Source organism: Microbacterium sp. AC132 (assembly GCF_979258525.1).
Genome location: NZ_OZ409862.1, coordinates 630,373 through 648,657, shown reverse-complemented (window position 1 = coordinate 648,657; position 18,285 = coordinate 630,373). Strand labels below are relative to the sequence as shown.

Below are 18,285 nucleotides of genomic sequence, written 5' to 3'. Positions count from 1 at the left end.
GTTCAGCGCAGTCGGAACGGCTCCGCCGCGAGAGCGGAGGGATCGAGGGCCAGATCGGCGAGGGTCGCGCCCACGCCAGGGGCGAACTTGAAGCCGTGGCCGGAGAAGCCGGCGCCGACCACGATCCGCCCCGATCGGTCGAGCACGAAGGCGCTGTCATCGGTCGAGGTGTAGGTGCAGCTGATCGGCTCCGCGGATGCCGGGTCGAGGCCCGGCATCCACTCGCCCACATAGTCGGCGAGGGCCTGCGCGTGCGTCACCGCGTGCGGGCGGGCATCCGGGTCGACGACGTCGCCCACGCGGTGGAACCCGACCTTGACGCCCTCGCCGGGCGTCGGCATCCCGTAGACCGTCGCCGGGTAGCGGCCGGGATCGACGTAGTGATTGAACGAGGGCCACACCGAGCCGGCGGCGGGGCGGAAGTGCGCGGGGAACTCCTCGGTGACCTCCAGGCGCGGCAGCGGGATGCCGGGAAGCATCCGCTCGGTCCAGGCGCCGGCCGCGACGACGACGACGTCTGCCCGCACGCGGGCGTCAGGCAGCACGATGTCGACGCCCTCGTCGGTCTCGTCGATCCGCGTGACGGGGGTCTCCCAGCGCACCTCGCCTCCCGCGGCGACGATCCGTCGCTCGAACTCGCCCAGCGCGGCGGATGCGCGGGCGACGCCCGCGTCGCGGGAGAAGAGCACATCGCCGCCGAAGCGCATGCCCGACCATCGCGACGATGCCTCGTGCGCCGTCAGCATCTCGGCGTGGATGCCGCGCTCGGACAGCCGCCGTTCGATCGCGGCGACGTCGACATCTCCGTGGGTGACCAGGCCGTGCAGACGCAGCAGCGGCTCGCCGCCCACCTGCCCGAGGGCGTCCCATCCGGCGCGTGCGCGGACGAGCAGGTCGAGATAGTGGTCCTCGTCGTAGGCGTTGTTGAAGTTGCGCGTGGCGCCGTGCGAGGCGCCCTGGTGGTGGCCACGGGCGAAGCGCTCGAAGACGACGGGCTTCCTCCCTCGTCGGGTGAGCTCCCACGCGGTCGCAAGGCCCATCACGCCGCCACCGACGACGGCGACCTCCACCGAATCCGACATATTGCCTCCCGACCTCTCTCTCAGTCTCCCAGCCGTCGGTGTCATCGCGTACGCCCGGTAGTCTGGGGTGGTGACCATGGAGATCGAGCTCGGCCGAGGCAAGCGTGCGCGTCGCGCGTACACGTTCGACGACATCGCGGTGGTGCCCTCGCGGCGCACCCGCAACCCGGAGGACGTGTCGACCGCCTGGACGATCGACGCCTTCGGCTTCGGGATCCCGGTGCTCGGCGCACCGATGGACTCCGTCGTGAGCCCTCAGACGGCGATCATGCTCGGGCAGCTCGGCGGACTCGGCGTCCTCGACCTCGAAGGACTGTGGACCCGTTACGAGAACCCCGAGCCCCTTCTTGCGGAGATCGCATCCCTCGGTGAGGGAGAGGCGACCGCGCGCATGCAGCAGCTCTACTCCGAGCCGATCAAGCCCGCGCTCATCACGCAGCGTCTCGCCGAGATCCGTGAAGCCGGAGTGACCGTCGCCGGATCGCTGACGCCGCAGCGCACGCAGGAGTTCTACGACACGGTCGCCGCCGCAGGGGTCGACCTGTTCGTCATCCGCGGCACCACCGTGTCGGCCGAGCACGTCTCGAGCGTCGACGAGCCACTGAATCTCAAGAAGTTCATCTACGACCTCGACGTGCCCGTCATCGTCGGAGGCGCAGCCACCTACACCGCGGCCCTGCATCTGATGCGCACGGGTGCGGCCGGTGTCCTCGTCGGGTTCGGCGGGGGAGCGGCGTCGACCACGCGCGCGACCCTCGGCATCCACGCTCCGATGGCCACGGCCGTATCGGACGTGGCCGCGGCCCGCCGTGACTACCTCGACGAGTCCGGCGGACGCTACGTGCACGTCATCGCAGACGGTGGCGTCGGCACGTCCGGTGACATCGTCAAGGCACTCGCGATGGGTGCTGACGCGGTCATGCTCGGCGTCGCCCTCGCACGCGCCACCGATGCACCGGGTCGTGGCTTCCACTGGGGTCCCGAGGCGCATCACCCCAAGCTCCCGCGCGGTCGTCGCGTCGAGGTCGGCGGCATCGGCACGCTCGAGGAGATCCTCTACGGTCCGGCGCCCGTCGTCGACGGCACGGCGAACCTCATCGGGGCGCTGCGCAAGTCGATGGCCACCACCGGATACTCCGACCTCAAGGAATTCCAGCGGGTCGAGGTCGTCCTCGCACCGTACGAGGCCTGAGGCCCGCACCACGCCGTGACTTCTGCTGCTCTGTTCCCCCCGACTCTCCGCGAGGTCATGCTCCGGGGACGCTGGATCGGGATGCTCGTGCTGTGCCTCGTGGTGGCCGGCGTGTTCGCGTGGCTGGGGCAGTGGCAGCTCGAGCGCGCGATCGAGACCAATCCGCCGCCCGCAGGAGCGACCGAGCAGGTGCGACCGCTGACCGATGTGGTCGAGCCGGGTGCGTACCTCCCCGAGCCGCTGGTCGGGCAGAAGGTCGAGACGTCGGGGACCTGGATCCGCGATGACTTCCTCATCGTGTCGAGCCGGTTCAACGACGGCGTCGAGGGCTACTGGGTGACCGGTCAGCTGCGGGTCGCGGAGCGCACGTCGATCGCGGTCGCGATCGGATGGACCGCCGACCGTGCCGTCGCCGAGGCGGCCGTCGAGAAGCTCGACGAGAGCGCAGAGGACGTATCCCTCGTCGGTCGGGTGATCTCGGACGAGGGGCCATCGGTGCCGCCGAAGGACGATCCCCAGCGCATGGACCGCATGTCGACCGCTGCGCTGCTCAGCCACTGGCACGACGTCGACGAGCTCGACGTGTATCGGCCGTACCTCGCCTCGATGACGGCGACGGCAGGTCTCACGGACATCTCCTCGCCTGCACCCGAGGAGCAGTCGCCGGTGAACTGGCTCAACATCTTCTATGCCGCGGAGTGGGCGATCTTCGCCGGGTTCGCCTTCTACCTCTGGTATCGACTCGCCAAGGACGCCTGGGAGCGTGAGGTCGAGGAGTTCGAGGACGCAGCGACCGCCGCCGGCGACTCCGTCTGATTCCGCCTGACCCGACCCGCATCCGCGCGGCGCATCGCGCTCATGTGAGCGGTTCGCGGTCCGATATTCCACCTTCGTCAGGGTCGGGTCCGGACGTTCGGTGAGGGCTTGGTTACCAATCGGAAAACTCCGTTGAGGTTGTCGGAGGGCCTCCGTATGCTCGCTCACATGTGCGTCGGCTGAGAGCCCGCACCGCCCGGTTTCACGAGAGCCGTCGCCAGAACACACCCGAGGAGACAACACAGATGATGTCCGCTCCCGACGCCGCGAATCACCAGGTTCCCGGGTCAGACCGCAGAAGTCGGGGGCGTCTCGGCGTTCTCGCCGCCACCTGCGTGGCCGCACTGGGCGCCAGCGCCCTGATCGCCGCGCCAGCCTCCGCAGACGTCTCGGGAACGGGGGTGGTGATCAACGAGGCCTACCTCTCCGGGGGCAGTGCCGGGGCGGCGTTCACGAACAAGTTCGTCGAGCTCTACAACCCCACGGCGGCACCCGTCACCCTCGACGGACTCTCGCTGCAGTATCGATCCGCGACAGGAACGGGCGGTTCGAACGGCGTCGCGCCGCTGACCGGCGTCATCCCCGCCGGCGGCCACTATCTCGTGCAGGCGGGCAGCAACGGAGCCAACGGCGCAGCACTGCCGACGGCCGACGTCGTCAGCACCCTCAACCCGAGCGGAACGAACGGCACTCTCGCGCTGGTCGAGGGCACCGCGGCGGTCACGCTGACCCCCGGCTCGGTCACGGGTGTCGACGGCGTCATCGACGTGCTCGGCTACGGCACCTCGAACACATTCGAGACCTCCGCCGCGACTCCTCCCACGGGCAACACCGACGTCAAGTCGCTCAACCGCACGGGTGGCAAGGACACCGACGACAACAAGGCGGACTTCAGCCTGTCGGCCACCATCACGCCGCAGAATGCGGGCACGGTTCCCGACCCCGACCCCGATCCTGAGCCTGAGCCCGAGCCGACCGACGTGTCGATCGCCGACGTCCAGGGAACGACCGACGTCTCGCCGCTGAACGGCCAGACCGTCACGGTCGAGGGCATCGTCACCGCCGACTATCGGACCGGCGGCTACAAGGGCATCGTGATCCAGACCGAGGGCTCCGGCGGTGCGGTCGACGCGACCCCCGGCGCATCGGACGGCGTCTTCGTCTTCCTCAACGCGCTCGCTCCCACGCTCGCGATCGGCGATCGCGTCTCGGTCACCGGCTCGGTCAGCGAGTACTTCGGCCAGACGCAGATCAACCCGGCAGCGCTGACCGGCATCTCGGTCTTGCAGGCAGGGGTGGGCGTTCCCGAGGTCACCCCGCTTCCCGATGCCGCCGTCGGCGGCGACCGTGAGCAGTACGAGAACATGTACGTGGCCCCGGCGGGCACCTATCGCCTGGCTTCCAGCCACCAGCTCTTCAACTTCGGAACCCTCTGGCTGAACGCCGGGGCGGATCTCAACGTCAAGAGCACGGAGCTCGTGCGTCCGGGAGCCGAAGCGGCGGCGATCACCGCGGCGAACCGCGCCAACCGGATCCTGCTCGACGACGGGTGGTCGATCCAGGTCTCGAACAGCGGGCACCCCAACGACCAGCCGTACTTCACGAAGGACCTCGTCGTCCGCAACGGCGACACGGTCGACTTCAGCGAGAACGGGTACGTGCTCCAGTACGGCTTCGACGACTGGCGTCTTCAGCCGGTCGTGCCGATCGACAGCACGTCGTCCGCCGACCTGAAGGTCGGCTTCCAGCCCACGAACCCTCGCACGGACACCGCCCCGACAGTCGGCGGCGACGTGCAGGTGGCGTCGTTCAACGTCTTCAACTACTTCACCACGCTGAAGAGCGAGAACTCGAACGCACGAGGCGCGGCGAATGCTGCCCAGTTCGAGATCCAGAAGTCGAAGATCGTCGCGGCGATCAACGGCCTCGACGCCGAGATCGTGTCGCTGATGGAGATCGAGAACTCGATCAAGCTCGGCGGCTCGCTCGACGAGGCGCTGGCCGATCTGGTCGACGGGCTCAACGACGCACTCGGCAGCGCGGAGTGGGACTACGTCCGCACTCCCGATGAGCTGAACGACTCGGCGACGACCGACTTCATCACGAGCGCGATCATCTACAAGAAGGACGCGGTCGAGACGGTCGGCGACAGCCTGACCGTGACGGACGAGAGCGTCTGGGGCAACGCCCGCGAGCCGATCGCGCAGGCGTTCGACATCGACGGACGCGTCGTCACGGTGGTGGCGAACCACTTCAAGTCGAAGTCGGCACCCGAGGGCGGCGGCGCCGAGCCGGCAGACGGCCAGGGCTTCTTCAACGCCGACCGCGTGAAGCAGGCGAACTCGCTCAAGACCTTCACCACCGAGATCGAGGAGACGACCGGCAGCAGCGACATCCTGCTGATCGGTGACTTCAACGCCTACGCGAAGGAGGACCCGATCGAGGTCTTCACGAGCGAGGGGTGGAGCGACGTCGCACGCGAGAAGGCTCCGGAACAGCACACGTACACGTTCGACGGCGAGCTCGGCTCGCTCGACCACGTGCTCGCGTCGCCGTCGCTCGCCGCATCCATCACGGGCGCGGGTGTGTGGAGCATCAACTCTCCGGAGTGGAGCGACCGCGGCTACGCGTTCGGCGCCACCGAGGCGGGAACACCGTTCCGCTCCAGCGACCACGACCCGATCATCGTCGGCGTCTCCTCCGAGGTCCCGCCGGTGAGCATCGACGTCGTCACCATGAACGACTTCCACGGTCGCATCGAGGCCGACGGCGCTGCCGCAGGCGCGGCGGTCGTCGCCGGAGCCGTGCAGCAGTTCCGTTCCGAGAACCCGAACACGATCTTCGCCGGTGTCGGCGATCTGATCGGCGCATCGACGTTCACCTCCTTCATCAACGATGACAACCCGACGATCGACGCGCTCAACGCCGCCGGCCTCGACGTAAGTGCCGCGGGCAACCACGAGTTCGACCAGGGCTGGGAGGACCTGCGCGACCGCGTGCAGGACCGCGCGGACTGGGAGTACATCTCGTCGAACGTGTTCGTCACCGAGACGGGCGAGCCCGCGCTCGCACCGGCCTGGGTGAAGGAGCTCGACGGCGTGCGCGTCGGCTTCGTCGGCGCCGTCACCGAAGACCTCGACTCGCTCGTGTCGCCTGAGGGCATCGCGGATCTCGAGGTGCGCAGCATCGTCGATTCGGTGAACGCCGTGGCCGACGACCTGCGTGACGGAGACGCGTCCAACGGCGAAGCGGATGTCGTCATCCTTCTCGTTCACGAGGGCGCGTCGAGCGTCGAGCTGTCGAGCATCACGCCGGATTCGCCCCTGGGCGAGATCGTCTACGGCGTGGACGATGACGTGAACGCGATCGTCTCGGCCCACACGCACCTCGCCTACAACCACGTGATCGACGGGCGTCCGGTCATCTCGGCCGGGCAGTACGGCGAGAACCTCGGACTGATGAACATCCAGGTCGACCCGAAGACGAAGGACCTGATCTCGATCACCAACGAGATCAAGCCCCTCACCTCGGCAGGGAAGGCGCTCTACCCGGCCGTCCCGGAGGTCGCCGACATCGTCGCGAAGGCGAAGGCTGAGGCCGACGTGCTCGGCGCGGTCAAGGTCGGAGACATCACCGCCGACTTCAACCGCGCTCGTCAGACGAACGGCTCGGAGAACCGCGGTGGGGAGTCCACCATCGGCAACTTCGTCGCCGACGTGCAGAAGTGGTCCACCGGTGCGGACATCGCGCTGATGAACCCGGGAGGCATCCGCGCCAACCTGACGTACGCCTCGTCGAACGCCAACGACCCGAACGGCAATGTCACCTACCGCGAGGCGGCCACGGTGCAGCCGTTCGCCAACACGCTGGTGACCCTGTCGCTGAGCGGCGTGCAGCTCAAGGGCGTGCTCGAAGAGCAGTGGCAGCCGGTAGGCTCGGCCCGTCCGTTCCTGAAGCTCGGCGTATCGGAGGGTCTCGTCTACACCTACGATCCGGCCGCGGCTCAGGGATCGAGGATCACGTCGATCACGCTCAACGGCACGCCGATCGACCCTGCGGCGAACTACACGGTCGCAGCGAACTCGTTCCTCGCCGGGGGTGGAGACAACTTCTTCACCTTCAAGGAGGGCGCGAGCAAGCGTGACACCGGCAAGATCGACCTGCAGTCGATGGTCGACTGGTTCGATGCGAACAAGACGGCGACCCCCGACCTCGCGCAGCGCGCGGTGGGAGTCTCGGTCAGTGCACCGGATGCCGACGGCTACAGCGCCGGCGACCAGGTGACGGTCGCTCTCTCGTCGCTGGCGTTCAGTGCGGGGGAGCAGGCGCCCGGCGAGGTGACCCTGTCGCTCGGCGGCACCCAGCTCGCTGCGAGCGCCGTCGATCCCACGATCGTCGACACGACCGATGAGGCAGGGCGCGCGTCGCTCGGCTTCACGGTTCCGGCGGGTGTCTTCGGTGAGCAGCTGCTCACCGTCGCCGTCGCCGGTACCGGGACCACCGTGCAGGTGCCGTTCTCGATCGCGGGGGAGGAGCCGGTCGAGTTCGCAGGATCGATCGACCTCGGCTCGTCGAAGGTGGCAGCGGGCAAGAAGCTCACGATCACCGGCGAGGGCTACCAGCCGGGTGAGACGGTGACCGTGCAGCTGCGACCGAAGAAGGGCGCGGCCCTCGACGTCGGCACCGTTCAGGTCACCGCCGACGGCACGTTCTCGACCACCGTCACGGTGCCGAAGAGCACGCAGCCGGGCAAGTACACGGTCGCGGTCGCTCAGGCCGACGGCGATGAGGCGACGGCCACCGTCACCGTCAACCGCGCGGGCGGCATCATCGGCGGCATCATCGACTGGCTGTGGGATCTCATCTCCGGCTGGTTCTGACCTCGATAGGCGGCACGCCCGCCTGACACGCACGAAGGCCGTCGGGAGTGATCCCGGCGGCCTTCGTCGTTCCCGTGGTTCGTCAGGGTGCCGCGTTGCAGCGCGGAGGAGGGATGTCATGGTGCTGGCATGGGGGTAGCAGTCGAGGTCGATTTCGACCAGATCCAGACCATGATCGATGTCCTGCTCGGGTCGCTTTCCGATCTGCGGGCCGAGGGTGCCGCTCTCGACAGCGCTTCGCAGCTGATGCTCGCAGGTTGGGACGGCGAAGCCGCAGACGCCTACGAGAGTCGGCACGCCCAGTGGCAAGCGGACCATGCCTACAGTCTCGACGCATGACTCCCTCAGACGACCTGACCGCCCGCATCGACGCTGTCATCGGACGAGGCGACTCGGAGTCTCGCGCATCCGTGCTCTCGGGGGTTCTCTCGTCCACCGCCCTGCCCTCGTGGCCCCAGCCCTCGTTCGCCTCATGAGCGGCGGCGGACCCGTTGCGCCGGGCTGGTACGACGTCCATCGACGCACCCAGAGGTGGTGGGACGGTCGCCAATGGACGGAGAACGTCATCCATCACGGGCGACCGATCACGGCCACGGCACTTCGCACAGCGACGACCAGGATGCAGTGGATGTGGGTCGGAGTCGGCGTGGTCGCCTGGGCGGCGTTCCTGGTCTTCTCGTTCGCCTTCGGGGCGAGCGCGGCGTTCGCGCTCGCCCTGCTGCCGGTCGCCGGCACGGCGGCGATCGTCGCCGCCGCGATCACCGGGTCGCGCCTGATCGCGGCTGTTCCCCCCACCCCCGGTGGCCCGGTCGCCTCCCGATGACGAGAGCGGTCAGGCTGAGGGGCTGATGACCTCGACCTCTGCCTGCGCGAGAGCGGCGGCGAAGGCCGGGGCCGGAGACGAATCCGTCACCAGGTAGTCGGCTCGGTCGAGCGTGGTGACCTGAGCGAACAGTCGTCGGCCGAACTTCGACGAGTCGGCAAGGATCGCGGTGCGCTCGGCCCGCTGGATCATCTCGGCCATCATGTTCGCGTCCCCCATGTTCGACGTCGAGAACCCGGCCTCGTCGATGGCGCCCACGGCGATCAGTGCCAGATCGCAGCGGATGTCCACTTCCGGGCCGCCCGGGGTCATCATGAACGCGACGGGTCCGGTGGTGGCCTGGGTGATCGCCCGCACGGCCCCGCCGAACACGTAGAGGTCGCGGAAGGCGGATGGCGAGATCTCCGCGGGGATCCGCAGGTTGTTCGTGGCGATCGTCAGGTCGCGATGGTTGCGAAGCGCCCGAGCGAGAGCCAGCGTCGTCGTTCCGGCGTTGAGCATCACAACCGCTCCGTCGTCGATGAGTCCCGCCGCGAGACGCGCGATCGTCTCCTTCTCCTCCGTCTGCAGCCGGAGACGGACGTCGAGCGCCCGGTCCTTGAGCTGCCCCTCGGCGCTGACCGCTCCGCCGTGGGTGCGGATGACGACGCCCTCTCGGTCGAGCTGATCGAGGTCCCGACGGATCGTGTCGATGGAGACGTGGAAGTGCTCTGCGAGACCTCCGACGGTCACTTCGCCGACCTGTTCGACGTAGGCGGCGAGGTCGGCTTTGCGGCCGGCGGGGAGTCGACGCTTGGGCGACGGAGTTGCTTCCATGCAGACATCTCTAGCACAGGTGCGCAGATAAACCGGCAGACTTCGGCAGAGATCGGCATCCGACGTATCCACGCGACCAACTTGGTTTTCGCCGTGACAATGCGGGTACAGTCGTGAAATCTGTAGTTACAAGTCGAAATAGATGCAGAGAATGCTTGACGATCTCGCAAACTACGGCATAACATTGCTCAAAACCGCATGAACAAGCATTGAAGCGCGAATGCGGCACGATCTCGAAGAGGAGAAGTGATGATCACAGTGGGGCGAGGGCGACGCATTCTGAAGCTCGCCGGCGCAGCGACAGCAGCCGTGACAGTCCTGGCCGTGGCAGGGTGCGCGGCAGGCGACAGCGGAACCGATGGAGGGGATGGCGGAGACGTCACCATCGAGTTCGCCCAGTGGTGGGAGCCCGAGCTCCCCGACGGTGAGTTCCGGGCGCTCATCGACGAATTCGAGGACGCCAACCCGGGCGTCACGGTCAAGCTCGTGAGCGGACCGTACGCATCGACCAAGGAGCAGCTGTTCGCGGGAGCGGCCTCCGGCACCATGCCGGACGTCGTCGGCCTCGACGGCGCGTGGGTCAACGACTTCGCCTCTCAGGGAGTGATCGCAGACCTCACCGCACTCATGGAGGAGTACGACTACGACGACAGCGAGCTGGCGAGCCAGATCCAGGTCGACGACAGCACATACATGATCCCGGTGGTGAACTTCGTCTACCCGATGTTCACCAACGACACGCTGCTGGCAGATGCGGGCGTCACCGCCCCGCCGGCCACGCGCACGGAGTTCGCCGACGCGGCATCGAAGGTCTCGGCGCTCGGCGGCGACGTGTCGGGCTGGGTGCTCCCGCTCTCCCTGGAAGCGCCGAACGGCGTGCAGAACGACGTCATGTCGTGGGTGTGGGCCTCCGGAGGCTCGATGCTCGAAGACGGTCAGCCCGATCTGACGAACGACGATGTGACGTCGGCGGTGGACTTCATCGGCGGCATGTGGGATGACGGCTCGATCGCCTCCGGTTCCTTCACGATGAAGGAGCAGGACAAGGTCGAGGAGTTCACCAACGGTCGTGTCGGCATGATGATCGACTCGCTCGCGCACATCAACCTGATCCGCGAGACGAACCCCGATCTGAAGTTCTCGATCTCGGCGCTGCCGGCCGAGGACGGATACGACGGCGAGCGCGGCATCCCCTACGCATCCTGGGGCATCGGCGTCGCCGAGAACTCGGAGCACAAGGAGGCGGCATTCAAGCTGGTCGAGTTCCTCATGAGCGAGCAGACCAACTCGGAGCTCTCGACGATGGCGAACGCGTTCCCCGGCAACTCGAAGTCGGTCCCCGGGTTCGTCGAGGACGATGAGCTGTTCAAGACGGCGTTCGAGATCTACCAGGCGGGCTACCCGGCGAACGAGTTCACCGGGCTCCCCGTGGCGGAGGAGCTGATGCGTCAGCTCGGCGAGCAGCTGCAGTCGGCCTTCGACGGTCAGCAGTCGATCGACGACGCGCTCAAGAAGGCGCAGGACGCGTGGGTCGCGGAGTTCTGATCTCCCACGACCCGCATTGAACGGGGTGCCGCATCGCTCCCGATGCGATGCGGCACCCGACCAACCAAGGAGCCACGCTTCCCATGAGCCTGAGAACGTCCGACGACACCGAGGTGATCGTCACCGGAGTCGCGCTGTCGCGTCGCCGACGGCAGCTGCGCAAGACGACCGAGTCGTACGCCTTCCTCTCGCCGACCATCATCCTGCTGTTCGTGCTGATGATCGTGCCGATCGTCATGGTGATCGGCTATTCGTTCCAGGACAACGTGATCCTGAACAAGTCGCCCGAGTTCGTCGGCATCGGCAACTACGTCGAGATCCTGTCGGATCCGCGCTTCTGGAAGGCGACGGGCAACACCATCCTCTTCACAGTGACCAGCGTGGTGGCGCACCTGGTGCTCGGTCTCGCCTTCGCGATGATGCTCAACAGCCCGCTGCTCGGTCGGTTCTCACGGTCCTTCTTCCGGGCCCTGTACGTGCTGCCGTGGCTGTTCACGGTCGCCGTGATCGCCGTGCTGTGGCGGATGCTGCTGGCCCCGAACGGTGTGGTGAACTTCCTGCTCAACACCGACATCGAATGGCTCGCATCGCCGCAGCTCGCGCTCGGCACCATCATCTTCATCAACATCTGGGCGGGATACCCCTTCTTCATGGTCAGCCTGCTGGCCGGCCTCCAGGGCATCCCGAATGAGCTGAACGAGGCTGCCACCGTCGATGGCGCGGGTGCCGTGCAGCGCTTCTGGAACGTCACCATCCCGCAGCTGCGTCCCATCATCGTCAGCCTCGTGCTGCTCGACCTGATCTGGACGTCGCAGCAGTTCGCGCTCATCTGGATGACCACGGGTGGCGGACCGATCGACGTGACCGAGGTGCTCAGCACCTTCACCTACAAGCTCGCCTTCGCGAAGTACGACTTCTCGCTCGCGGCGACCTCCGCTGTGCTGGTCCTGCTCATGTCGATGGTGCTCGCCGTCTTCTACGTCCGTCACCAGAAAGCGAGGGACTGACCATGGCTCTCACCGTGCAGAACCAGCGCCGCGTCGCCAAGACCGGGGTCATGATCGGCCTCATCCTCGGAGCGGTGTTCGCCGCAGGGCCCGTGCTGTGGATGCTGTCGAGCTCGTTCAAGTCGAACACGCAGATCTTCGAACTGCCTCCTCGTCTGGTCACCGACACGTTCTCGTTCGACGCCTACATCGCGATCTTCACGAACCCCGAGACGATGCGGTTCTTCTTCAACAGCTACGTCGTCGCGGGCTCCGTCACGATCCTCACCCTCCTCGTCGCGATCCAGGCGGCGTACGCGTTCAGCCGGTTCGACTTCCGGGGCAAGCGCATCCTCAACGTTGTCATCGTCAGCGTGCAGGCCGTACCACCCATCACCCTGCTGATCCCGTACTTCGGTCTGATGGTGGCGCTCGGGCTGTACAACTCGTACCTCGGGCTGATCCTCACCTACATGGTGTTCACGCTGCCCTACGCGATCATCATGATGACCGGCTACTTCAACACCCTCCCCAAGGAGCTCGACGAGGCCGTCCGCGTCGACGGCGCCGGATCCATGACCGCCCTGTGGCGCATCCTCGTGCCGATCTCGATCCCCGGGATCGTGTCCGTCGGCATCTACACGTTCATGATCGCGTGGAACGAGTACCTCTTCGCTCTCACCCTCACCCGCACGATCGACATGCGCACGGTGCCCATCGGCATCCAGCTGCTCATGGGGCAGCACTCGTACGAGTGGAACCAGATCATGGCGATGAGCGTGCTCGGCTCGATCCCGGTCCTCATTCTCTTCCTCATCTTCCAGCGGTACTTCATCAGCGGTCTCACGGCGGGGTCCGTGAAGAGCTGACGTCGTCCCGACGGATCCACGACCACCACGAAACAGGAGAAATCACGTGCTCTACACCGGCAAATCCATCCTCGATGTCGCCAATGCCAACAACTTCGCCATCCCGGCGTTCAACATCAGCGACTGGGCGATGTTCAACGGAATCATGGACATCAGCGAGGAGAAGGCCGCTCCGGTCATCATCGCGATCCACCCCGACGAGGTGTCGCACATCACCACCGACCTCATCCCCGCGATGCACGCCCGCGCCCACCGGTCGAGCGTGCCCGTCGCGATCCACTGGGACCACGGCGGAAGCTACGAGGAGATCATCTCGGCCATCAAGGCCGGCTTCACCTCGGTCATGATCGACGCATCGCTGCTGCCGTTCGACGAGAACGTCGCGCTCACGCGCAAGGTGGTCGACGCGGCGCATGCCGTCGGCATCCAGGTCGAGGGCGAACTCGGCACGATCGGCGCCAACGACAGCTACGGCGAGTCGGGAGCGGCCGAGATCATCTACACGAACCCGGAAGACGCGGTGCGCTTCGTCGAGGAGACAGGCGTCGACAGTCTCGCCATCGCGATCGGCACGTCGCACGGCCTGTACCCGAGCGACAAGAACCCTGAGCTGCGTCACGACCTGCTCGAGCAGATCAAGGCCGCGGTCGGCATCCCGCTCGTGCTACATGGCGGATCCTCGAACCCGGATGCGGAACTCCGCCGCGCCGTCGAGCTGGGTGTGAACAAGATCAACATCTCGAGCGACATCAAGGTCTCGTACCACAACCGCATGCGCGAGATCCTCGGCACCGATCAGCGTCTGCGCGAGCCGAACGCGATCCAGCCGGCGGCGCTCGAGGCCATGAAAGCCACCGCTGCTGAGAAGATCGAGCTGTTCGGTGCGGACGGCAAGGCGTCGCTGTACTGAATCCCGGATCTCGGAAGGATGATCGGCGACGTGGGCAGAACTCTCGTACTCGGACTCGGCGGCACCGTCGACTACGAGCTGAAGTGGGATTCGTCGGTGTTCGACAGGCTGGCGCACGCGCACGGAGTGCGGCGGCACGAGCTCACCACCACGGCGCCGATCACCGACGAACGGTCGTTGCTGGTGGCGGTACTCGCGTTCGTCGCCTCGGGGACCGGGGCGGAGCGTTTCGTCGCCTCGTCCGAGGTGATCGAGGACTTCGTGTCGCACTTCGAGCACGCGATCACGCTCGGTGGCACCGGTGTGCGAGCGGGGCTCGTGCTCGACGCCCTCGGCATCCCGAGCGTGCAGCACCTCGTCAGCATCGACGACAACGTCCGTCGTCTGCTGCCGGACACGATCTCCTACATCTGCTCGGCGACCGAGGACACCCTCGACCCGCATCTGATCGTGCAGTATCCGGTCGGCGCGCACGTGCGCCTCACGGACGGCGACGTCCTGTCGCCCGCGCCCAATCGGCTGATCTTCGCGAACGATCCGCCGAACCGGAGGATGCTGCTCGCCACCGATCTGCCGACGACGCTGGCCGACGCGGGCGTCTTCCTCGTCTCGGGATTCAACACGATGCAGGATCACGACCTGCTGGAGCTCCGGCTCGCCGAGGTGCAGGGCGCGATGCGCAGCCTCCCCGACGACGCGCTCGTCTACTACGAGGACGCGGGCTTCTACACGCGCGATTTCGCCGACACCGTGCGCCGCCGTCTGCTGCCGCAGATCCATGTCTACGGCATGAACGAGGATGAGCTGCAGGAGTACCTCGGACGCGCGGTGAACCTCCTCGACACCGACGACGTCATCCGCGCCCTCCGCGCGGTGCACGCGATCATCCCCGCGCGGGCACTCGTCGTACACACCCGCTACTGGGCGATCGCCATCGGACCGGATGCCGCCCGGCACGGTGCCGCCCTCGACTCCGCCGTCCGCGTCGCCGCCACCCGCTACCGCGTGGGTGACGGCCTGACCGCCGCGGACGTCGACGACACCGATGCGATGCCCCGCCACGGGGAGGGGAGGCGCTCGTCGCCGCTGTCGAGGCCGGTCTGCCCGGTTCCGCCGGGGTCGCCGCATTCTCGCTCGACGTCGCCACCCCGACGACCGTCGGACTCGGCGACACGTTCGTCGGCGGCTTCCTCGCCGGAGCCGTGCGATCGAAGGAGAACGTGTGAACCCGATCCTGCTGCCGTCCAACCGGCCCGCCGAGCGCTTCTACCGCGGCGGTGCGCGCATCAGCGCCTTCCGCGGCGAAGCCAGTGACGCTCCCCGCGAGCCGGAGGACTGGATCGGCTCGACGACCACGGTCAACGGCGAGCCCCTGCTCGGGCTCACCACGCTCCCGGACGGCCGCGTGCTGCGTGACGCGATCGAGCACGATCCGACGGCCTGGCTGGGCGATGCCCACGTCGCACGGTGGGGTGCGGACACACGACTGCTCGTGAAGCTGTTGGACGCGGGGCAGCGACTGCCGGTGCATGCGCACCCGCACGACGACTTCGCAGCGACGCATCTCGGTCGAGCACACGGCAAGGCAGAGGCGTGGTACATGCTGCAGGGCGGCACGGTGCATGTGGGACTTCGGGAGGACGTCGATGCCGCGGCGCTCGCCGACCTCGTGGATCGGCAGGACGTGGACGCACTGCTCGGTCTGCTGCACGAGGTGGAGGTCGCTGCGGGCGACGTCGTCTGGGTGCCGCCGGGCGAACTGCACGCGATCGGCGCCGGAATCCTGCTGCTCGAACTCCAGCAGCCCGAAGATCTGTCGATCCTTCTCGAGTGGGACGGCTTCGCGATCGACGGTGCCGAGGCCGGGCATCTCGGCCTCGGCTTCGAGCTGGCGCTCGCCGCGGTGAACACCCGTGGGCGTTCGGCGGCCGACCTGGATGCGCTGATCGGAACCGCCCCCGATTCCGGTTCCGTCTTTCCAGCCGCCGCGGACGAGTACTTCCGACTCGAGCGGATCCCCGTCGACGGCTCGACCGTCGTCGGTCGCGGCTTCTCGATCGTGATCGTGAGCGGCGGTGACATCGAGATCGACGGACGGAGACTCCGCATCGGTTCCTCGCTGCTCGTGCCGGACGCGGCCGGGGTGCTCGAGGCGACGGGCGCGGGCGAGCTTCTCGTCGCCCGCCCGCCCGCGCCCTGACTCGGAATCGACGCGGACTCTCCCCGGCTAGACTGGAGCCATGCCCGAACCGAAAGTCGCCAGCTTTCCGGCGATCCGTGGTGCGCTGAAGTTCTACCAGATCGCGTCGATCATCACCGGAATCATGCTGCTCCTGCTGGTCGCCGAGATGGTGCTGAAGTACACGCCGATCCGACTCGAGCTCTTCGCAGGGGGATCCGGCGGTCTGCTGTGGTTCGCACCCGTGGTCGAGGGACCCGAGGGCCTCGAATCGACCGGCGACGGACTCAACATCTCGCTCTCGATCCTCGTCGCGCACGGCTGGTTCTACGTCGTCTACCTCTTCGCGTGCTTCCGGATGTGGAGCCTGATGCGCTGGCCGTTCCTGCGCTTCATCCTGCTCGCGCTCGGCGGCGTCATCCCGCTGCTGTCGTTCTTCATGGAGGCCATCGTCGCCCGCGATGTCAAGGCCTACCTCGCTTCCCGGGAGGCCGCCGCGGCCCCCGCCCCTGCCACGGAAGGTGTCCGGTGACCGAACAGTCCGAGACCCAGCAGCGCCCCGCGCTCGTCGTCGACTTCGGCGCGCAGTACGCGCAGCTGATCGCCCGCCGAGTGCGTGAGGCGGGTGTCTACAGCGAGATCGTGCCGCACACCGCCACGGCCGCCGAGATCGCCGAGAAGAACCCCGTCGCCATCATCCTCTCGGGTGGTCCGTCGTCGGTCTACGAAGAGGGCGCCCCGCGCCTCGACCCGGCCGTGTTCGACCTCGGAGTGCCCACGCTGGGCATCTGCTACGGCTTCCAGTACATGGCGCAGACGCTCGGCGGCGAGGTCGCGAACACCGGGCTTCGCGAGTACGGCGCGACGGATGCCGTCATCTCCGGCGACGGCGGCACGCTGCTCGGCGGCCAGCCGGCAGCGCAGAACGTCTGGATGAGCCACGGCGACCAGGTCGCCAAGGCGCCCGAGGGGTTCGACGTGCTCGCCACGACCGACGCGACGAAGGTCGCGGCGTTCGCGAACGAGGAGCGCGGCTTCTACGGTGTGCAGTGGCATCCCGAGGTCAAGCACTCCGACCACGGACAGCAGGTGCTCGAGAACTTCCTGCACAAGGGAGCCGGGCTCGCCTCCGACTGGAACAGCGACAACGTGATCGCCGAGCAGGTCGAGCGCATCCGCGAGCAGGTCGGTGACGCCCGCGTCATCTCCGCCCTCTCCGGCGGTGTCGACTCGGCGGTCTCGACCGCGCTCGTGCACAAGGCGATCGGCGACCAGCTGACCGCGGTGTTCGTCGACCACGGCCTTCTCCGCAAGGGCGAGCGCGAGCAGGTCGAGAAGGACTACGTCGAGTCGACCGGCGTGCGTCTGATCACGGTCGACGCGGCTGATGTCTTCCTCGGTCACCTCGAGGGCGTCACCGACCCCGAGGAGAAGCGCAAGATCATCGGGCGCGAGTTCATCCGCGCTTTCGAGAAGGTGCAGCTCGACCTCGTCGCCGAGGCGAAGGCCTCGGGCGGCGCCCCGGTCAAGTTCCTCGTGCAGGGCACGCTCTACCCCGACGTCGTCGAGTCGGGCGGCGGTGCAGGCACCGCGAACATCAAGTCGCACCACAACGTCGGCGGGCTGCCCGATGACCTCGACTTCGAGCTCATCGAGCCGCTGCGCGCGCTGTTCAAGGACGAGGTCCGTGCGATCGGCCGCGAGCTCGGCATCCCCGAGGCCATCGTCGGGCGCCAGCCGTTCCCCGGCCCCGGCCTCGGAATCCGTATCATCGGCGAGGTCACGCAGGACCGCCTCGAGATCCTCCGCGAGGCCGATGCCATCGCTCGCGAGGAGCTCACCAAGGCCGGACTCGACCAGGACATCTGGCAGTGCCCGGTCGTTCTCCTCGCCGACGTCCGCTCGGTCGGCGTGCAGGGCGACGGACGCACCTACGGCCACCCGATCGTGCTGCGTCCGGTGTCGAGTGAAGACGCCATGACCGCCGACTGGACACGCCTGCCCTATGACGTGCTGGCCAAGATCTCCAACCGGATCACCAACGGCGTGCGCGACGTCAACCGCGTCGTGCTCGACGTGACGTCGAAGCCGCCGGGGACCATCGAATGGGAGTGAGCGTCTCGCTCACCTGATCTCGAACGGGCACGGACCATCACGGTCCGTGCCCGTTCGCGTTATTTCGGGCAG

16 protein-coding genes are annotated in these 18,285 nt (G+C 67.3%); 14 read left to right on the top strand and 2 right to left on the bottom strand.

Annotated elements, in window-relative coordinates; all coding sequences use genetic code 11:
• Positions 1-2 precede the first annotated feature (2 nt).
• Entirely contained in the window at positions 3-1,082 is a 1,080-nt protein-coding gene (locus ACZZZQ_RS03005; RefSeq protein ID WP_463506860.1) for an FAD-dependent oxidoreductase, read from the bottom strand.
• A gap of 76 nt (positions 1,083-1,158) precedes the next feature.
• Here ACZZZQ_RS03005 and ACZZZQ_RS03000 point away from each other — a divergent pair, with 76 nt between their 5' ends.
• From ACZZZQ_RS03000 to ACZZZQ_RS02975, 6 genes are all read left to right on the top strand, one after another.
• Complete coding sequence (locus ACZZZQ_RS03000) at positions 1,159-2,274, top strand: GuaB3 family IMP dehydrogenase-related protein (protein ID WP_053098967.1); 1,116 nt, start codon at positions 1,159-1,161, stop codon at positions 2,272-2,274.
• Positions 2,275-2,331: 57 nt separating this feature from the next.
• Complete coding sequence (locus tag ACZZZQ_RS02995; RefSeq protein ID WP_463508084.1) at positions 2,332-3,090, top strand: SURF1 family protein; 759 nt, start codon at positions 2,332-2,334, stop codon at positions 3,088-3,090.
• Between the two features lie 245 nt (positions 3,091-3,335).
• The gene (locus ACZZZQ_RS02990) at positions 3,336-7,970 is read left to right on the top strand and encodes an ExeM/NucH family extracellular endonuclease (RefSeq protein ID WP_463506859.1); all 4,635 of its coding nucleotides are present in this window, start codon (positions 3,336-3,338) and stop codon (positions 7,968-7,970) included.
• A 129-nt stretch (positions 7,971-8,099) separates the two neighbouring features.
• Positions 8,100-8,309: a WXG100 family type VII secretion target gene (locus ACZZZQ_RS02985; RefSeq protein WP_463506858.1), complete on the top strand. Its 210-nt coding sequence runs from the start codon at positions 8,100-8,102 to the stop codon at positions 8,307-8,309.
• Positions 8,306-8,446 (top strand): hypothetical protein, encoded by a 141-nt coding sequence (locus tag ACZZZQ_RS02980; protein WP_463506857.1) that lies wholly within the window; start codon positions 8,306-8,308, stop codon positions 8,444-8,446. Before ACZZZQ_RS02985 ends, ACZZZQ_RS02980 begins: the two co-directional genes overlap by 4 nt.
• The gene (locus ACZZZQ_RS02975; protein WP_447647473.1) at positions 8,443-8,793 is read left to right on the top strand and encodes a hypothetical protein; all 351 of its coding nucleotides are present in this window, start codon (positions 8,443-8,445) and stop codon (positions 8,791-8,793) included. The genes ACZZZQ_RS02980 and ACZZZQ_RS02975 overlap by 4 nt, the downstream gene beginning before the upstream one ends.
• Positions 8,794-8,802: 9 nt before the next feature.
• Here the strand turns inward: ACZZZQ_RS02975 and ACZZZQ_RS02970 are convergent, their stop codons facing one another.
• Positions 8,803-9,609: a DeoR/GlpR family DNA-binding transcription regulator gene (locus ACZZZQ_RS02970; protein WP_053098975.1), complete on the bottom strand. Its 807-nt coding sequence runs from the start codon at positions 9,607-9,609 to the stop codon at positions 8,803-8,805.
• Positions 9,610-9,858: 249 nt separating this feature from the next.
• Here ACZZZQ_RS02970 and ACZZZQ_RS02965 point away from each other — a divergent pair, with 249 nt between their 5' ends.
• The 8 genes from ACZZZQ_RS02965 (at position 9,859) to guaA (ending at position 18,213) form a co-directional block, all read left to right on the top strand.
• Positions 9,859-11,154 carry an ABC transporter substrate-binding protein gene (locus ACZZZQ_RS02965; protein ID WP_056277298.1) on the top strand — a complete coding sequence of 432 codons (1,296 nt, stop codon included), beginning with the start codon at positions 9,859-9,861 and terminating at the stop codon, positions 11,152-11,154.
• A gap of 83 nt (positions 11,155-11,237) precedes the next feature.
• A complete protein-coding gene (locus ACZZZQ_RS02960) occupies positions 11,238-12,161 on the top strand; it encodes a carbohydrate ABC transporter permease (RefSeq protein ID WP_053098977.1) in 924 nt (307 codons plus the stop codon).
• A 2-nt stretch (positions 12,162-12,163) separates the two neighbouring features.
• Positions 12,164-13,009, top strand: a complete 846-nt coding sequence (locus ACZZZQ_RS02955) for a carbohydrate ABC transporter permease (protein WP_053098978.1) — start codon at positions 12,164-12,166, stop codon at positions 13,007-13,009.
• A 46-nt stretch (positions 13,010-13,055) separates the two neighbouring features.
• Positions 13,056-13,919 carry a ketose-bisphosphate aldolase gene (locus tag ACZZZQ_RS02950; protein WP_053098979.1) on the top strand — a complete coding sequence of 288 codons (864 nt, stop codon included), beginning with the start codon at positions 13,056-13,058 and terminating at the stop codon, positions 13,917-13,919.
• A 30-nt stretch (positions 13,920-13,949) separates the two neighbouring features.
• Entirely contained in the window at positions 13,950-15,233 is a 1,284-nt protein-coding gene (locus ACZZZQ_RS02945; protein WP_463506856.1) for an ADP-dependent glucokinase/phosphofructokinase, read from the top strand.
• Positions 15,142-16,119 (top strand): class I mannose-6-phosphate isomerase, encoded by a 978-nt coding sequence (locus ACZZZQ_RS02940; protein ID WP_463506855.1) that lies wholly within the window; start codon positions 15,142-15,144, stop codon positions 16,117-16,119. Before ACZZZQ_RS02945 ends, ACZZZQ_RS02940 begins: the two co-directional genes overlap by 92 nt.
• Positions 16,120-16,159: 40 nt before the next feature.
• A complete protein-coding gene (locus tag ACZZZQ_RS02935; protein WP_295101086.1) occupies positions 16,160-16,630 on the top strand; it encodes a DUF3817 domain-containing protein in 471 nt (156 codons plus the stop codon).
• A complete protein-coding gene (guaA, locus tag ACZZZQ_RS02930; RefSeq protein ID WP_053098983.1) occupies positions 16,627-18,213 on the top strand; it encodes a glutamine-hydrolyzing GMP synthase in 1,587 nt (528 codons plus the stop codon). Before ACZZZQ_RS02935 ends, guaA begins: the two co-directional genes overlap by 4 nt.
• The last annotated feature ends 72 nt before the right edge of the window (positions 18,214-18,285 follow it).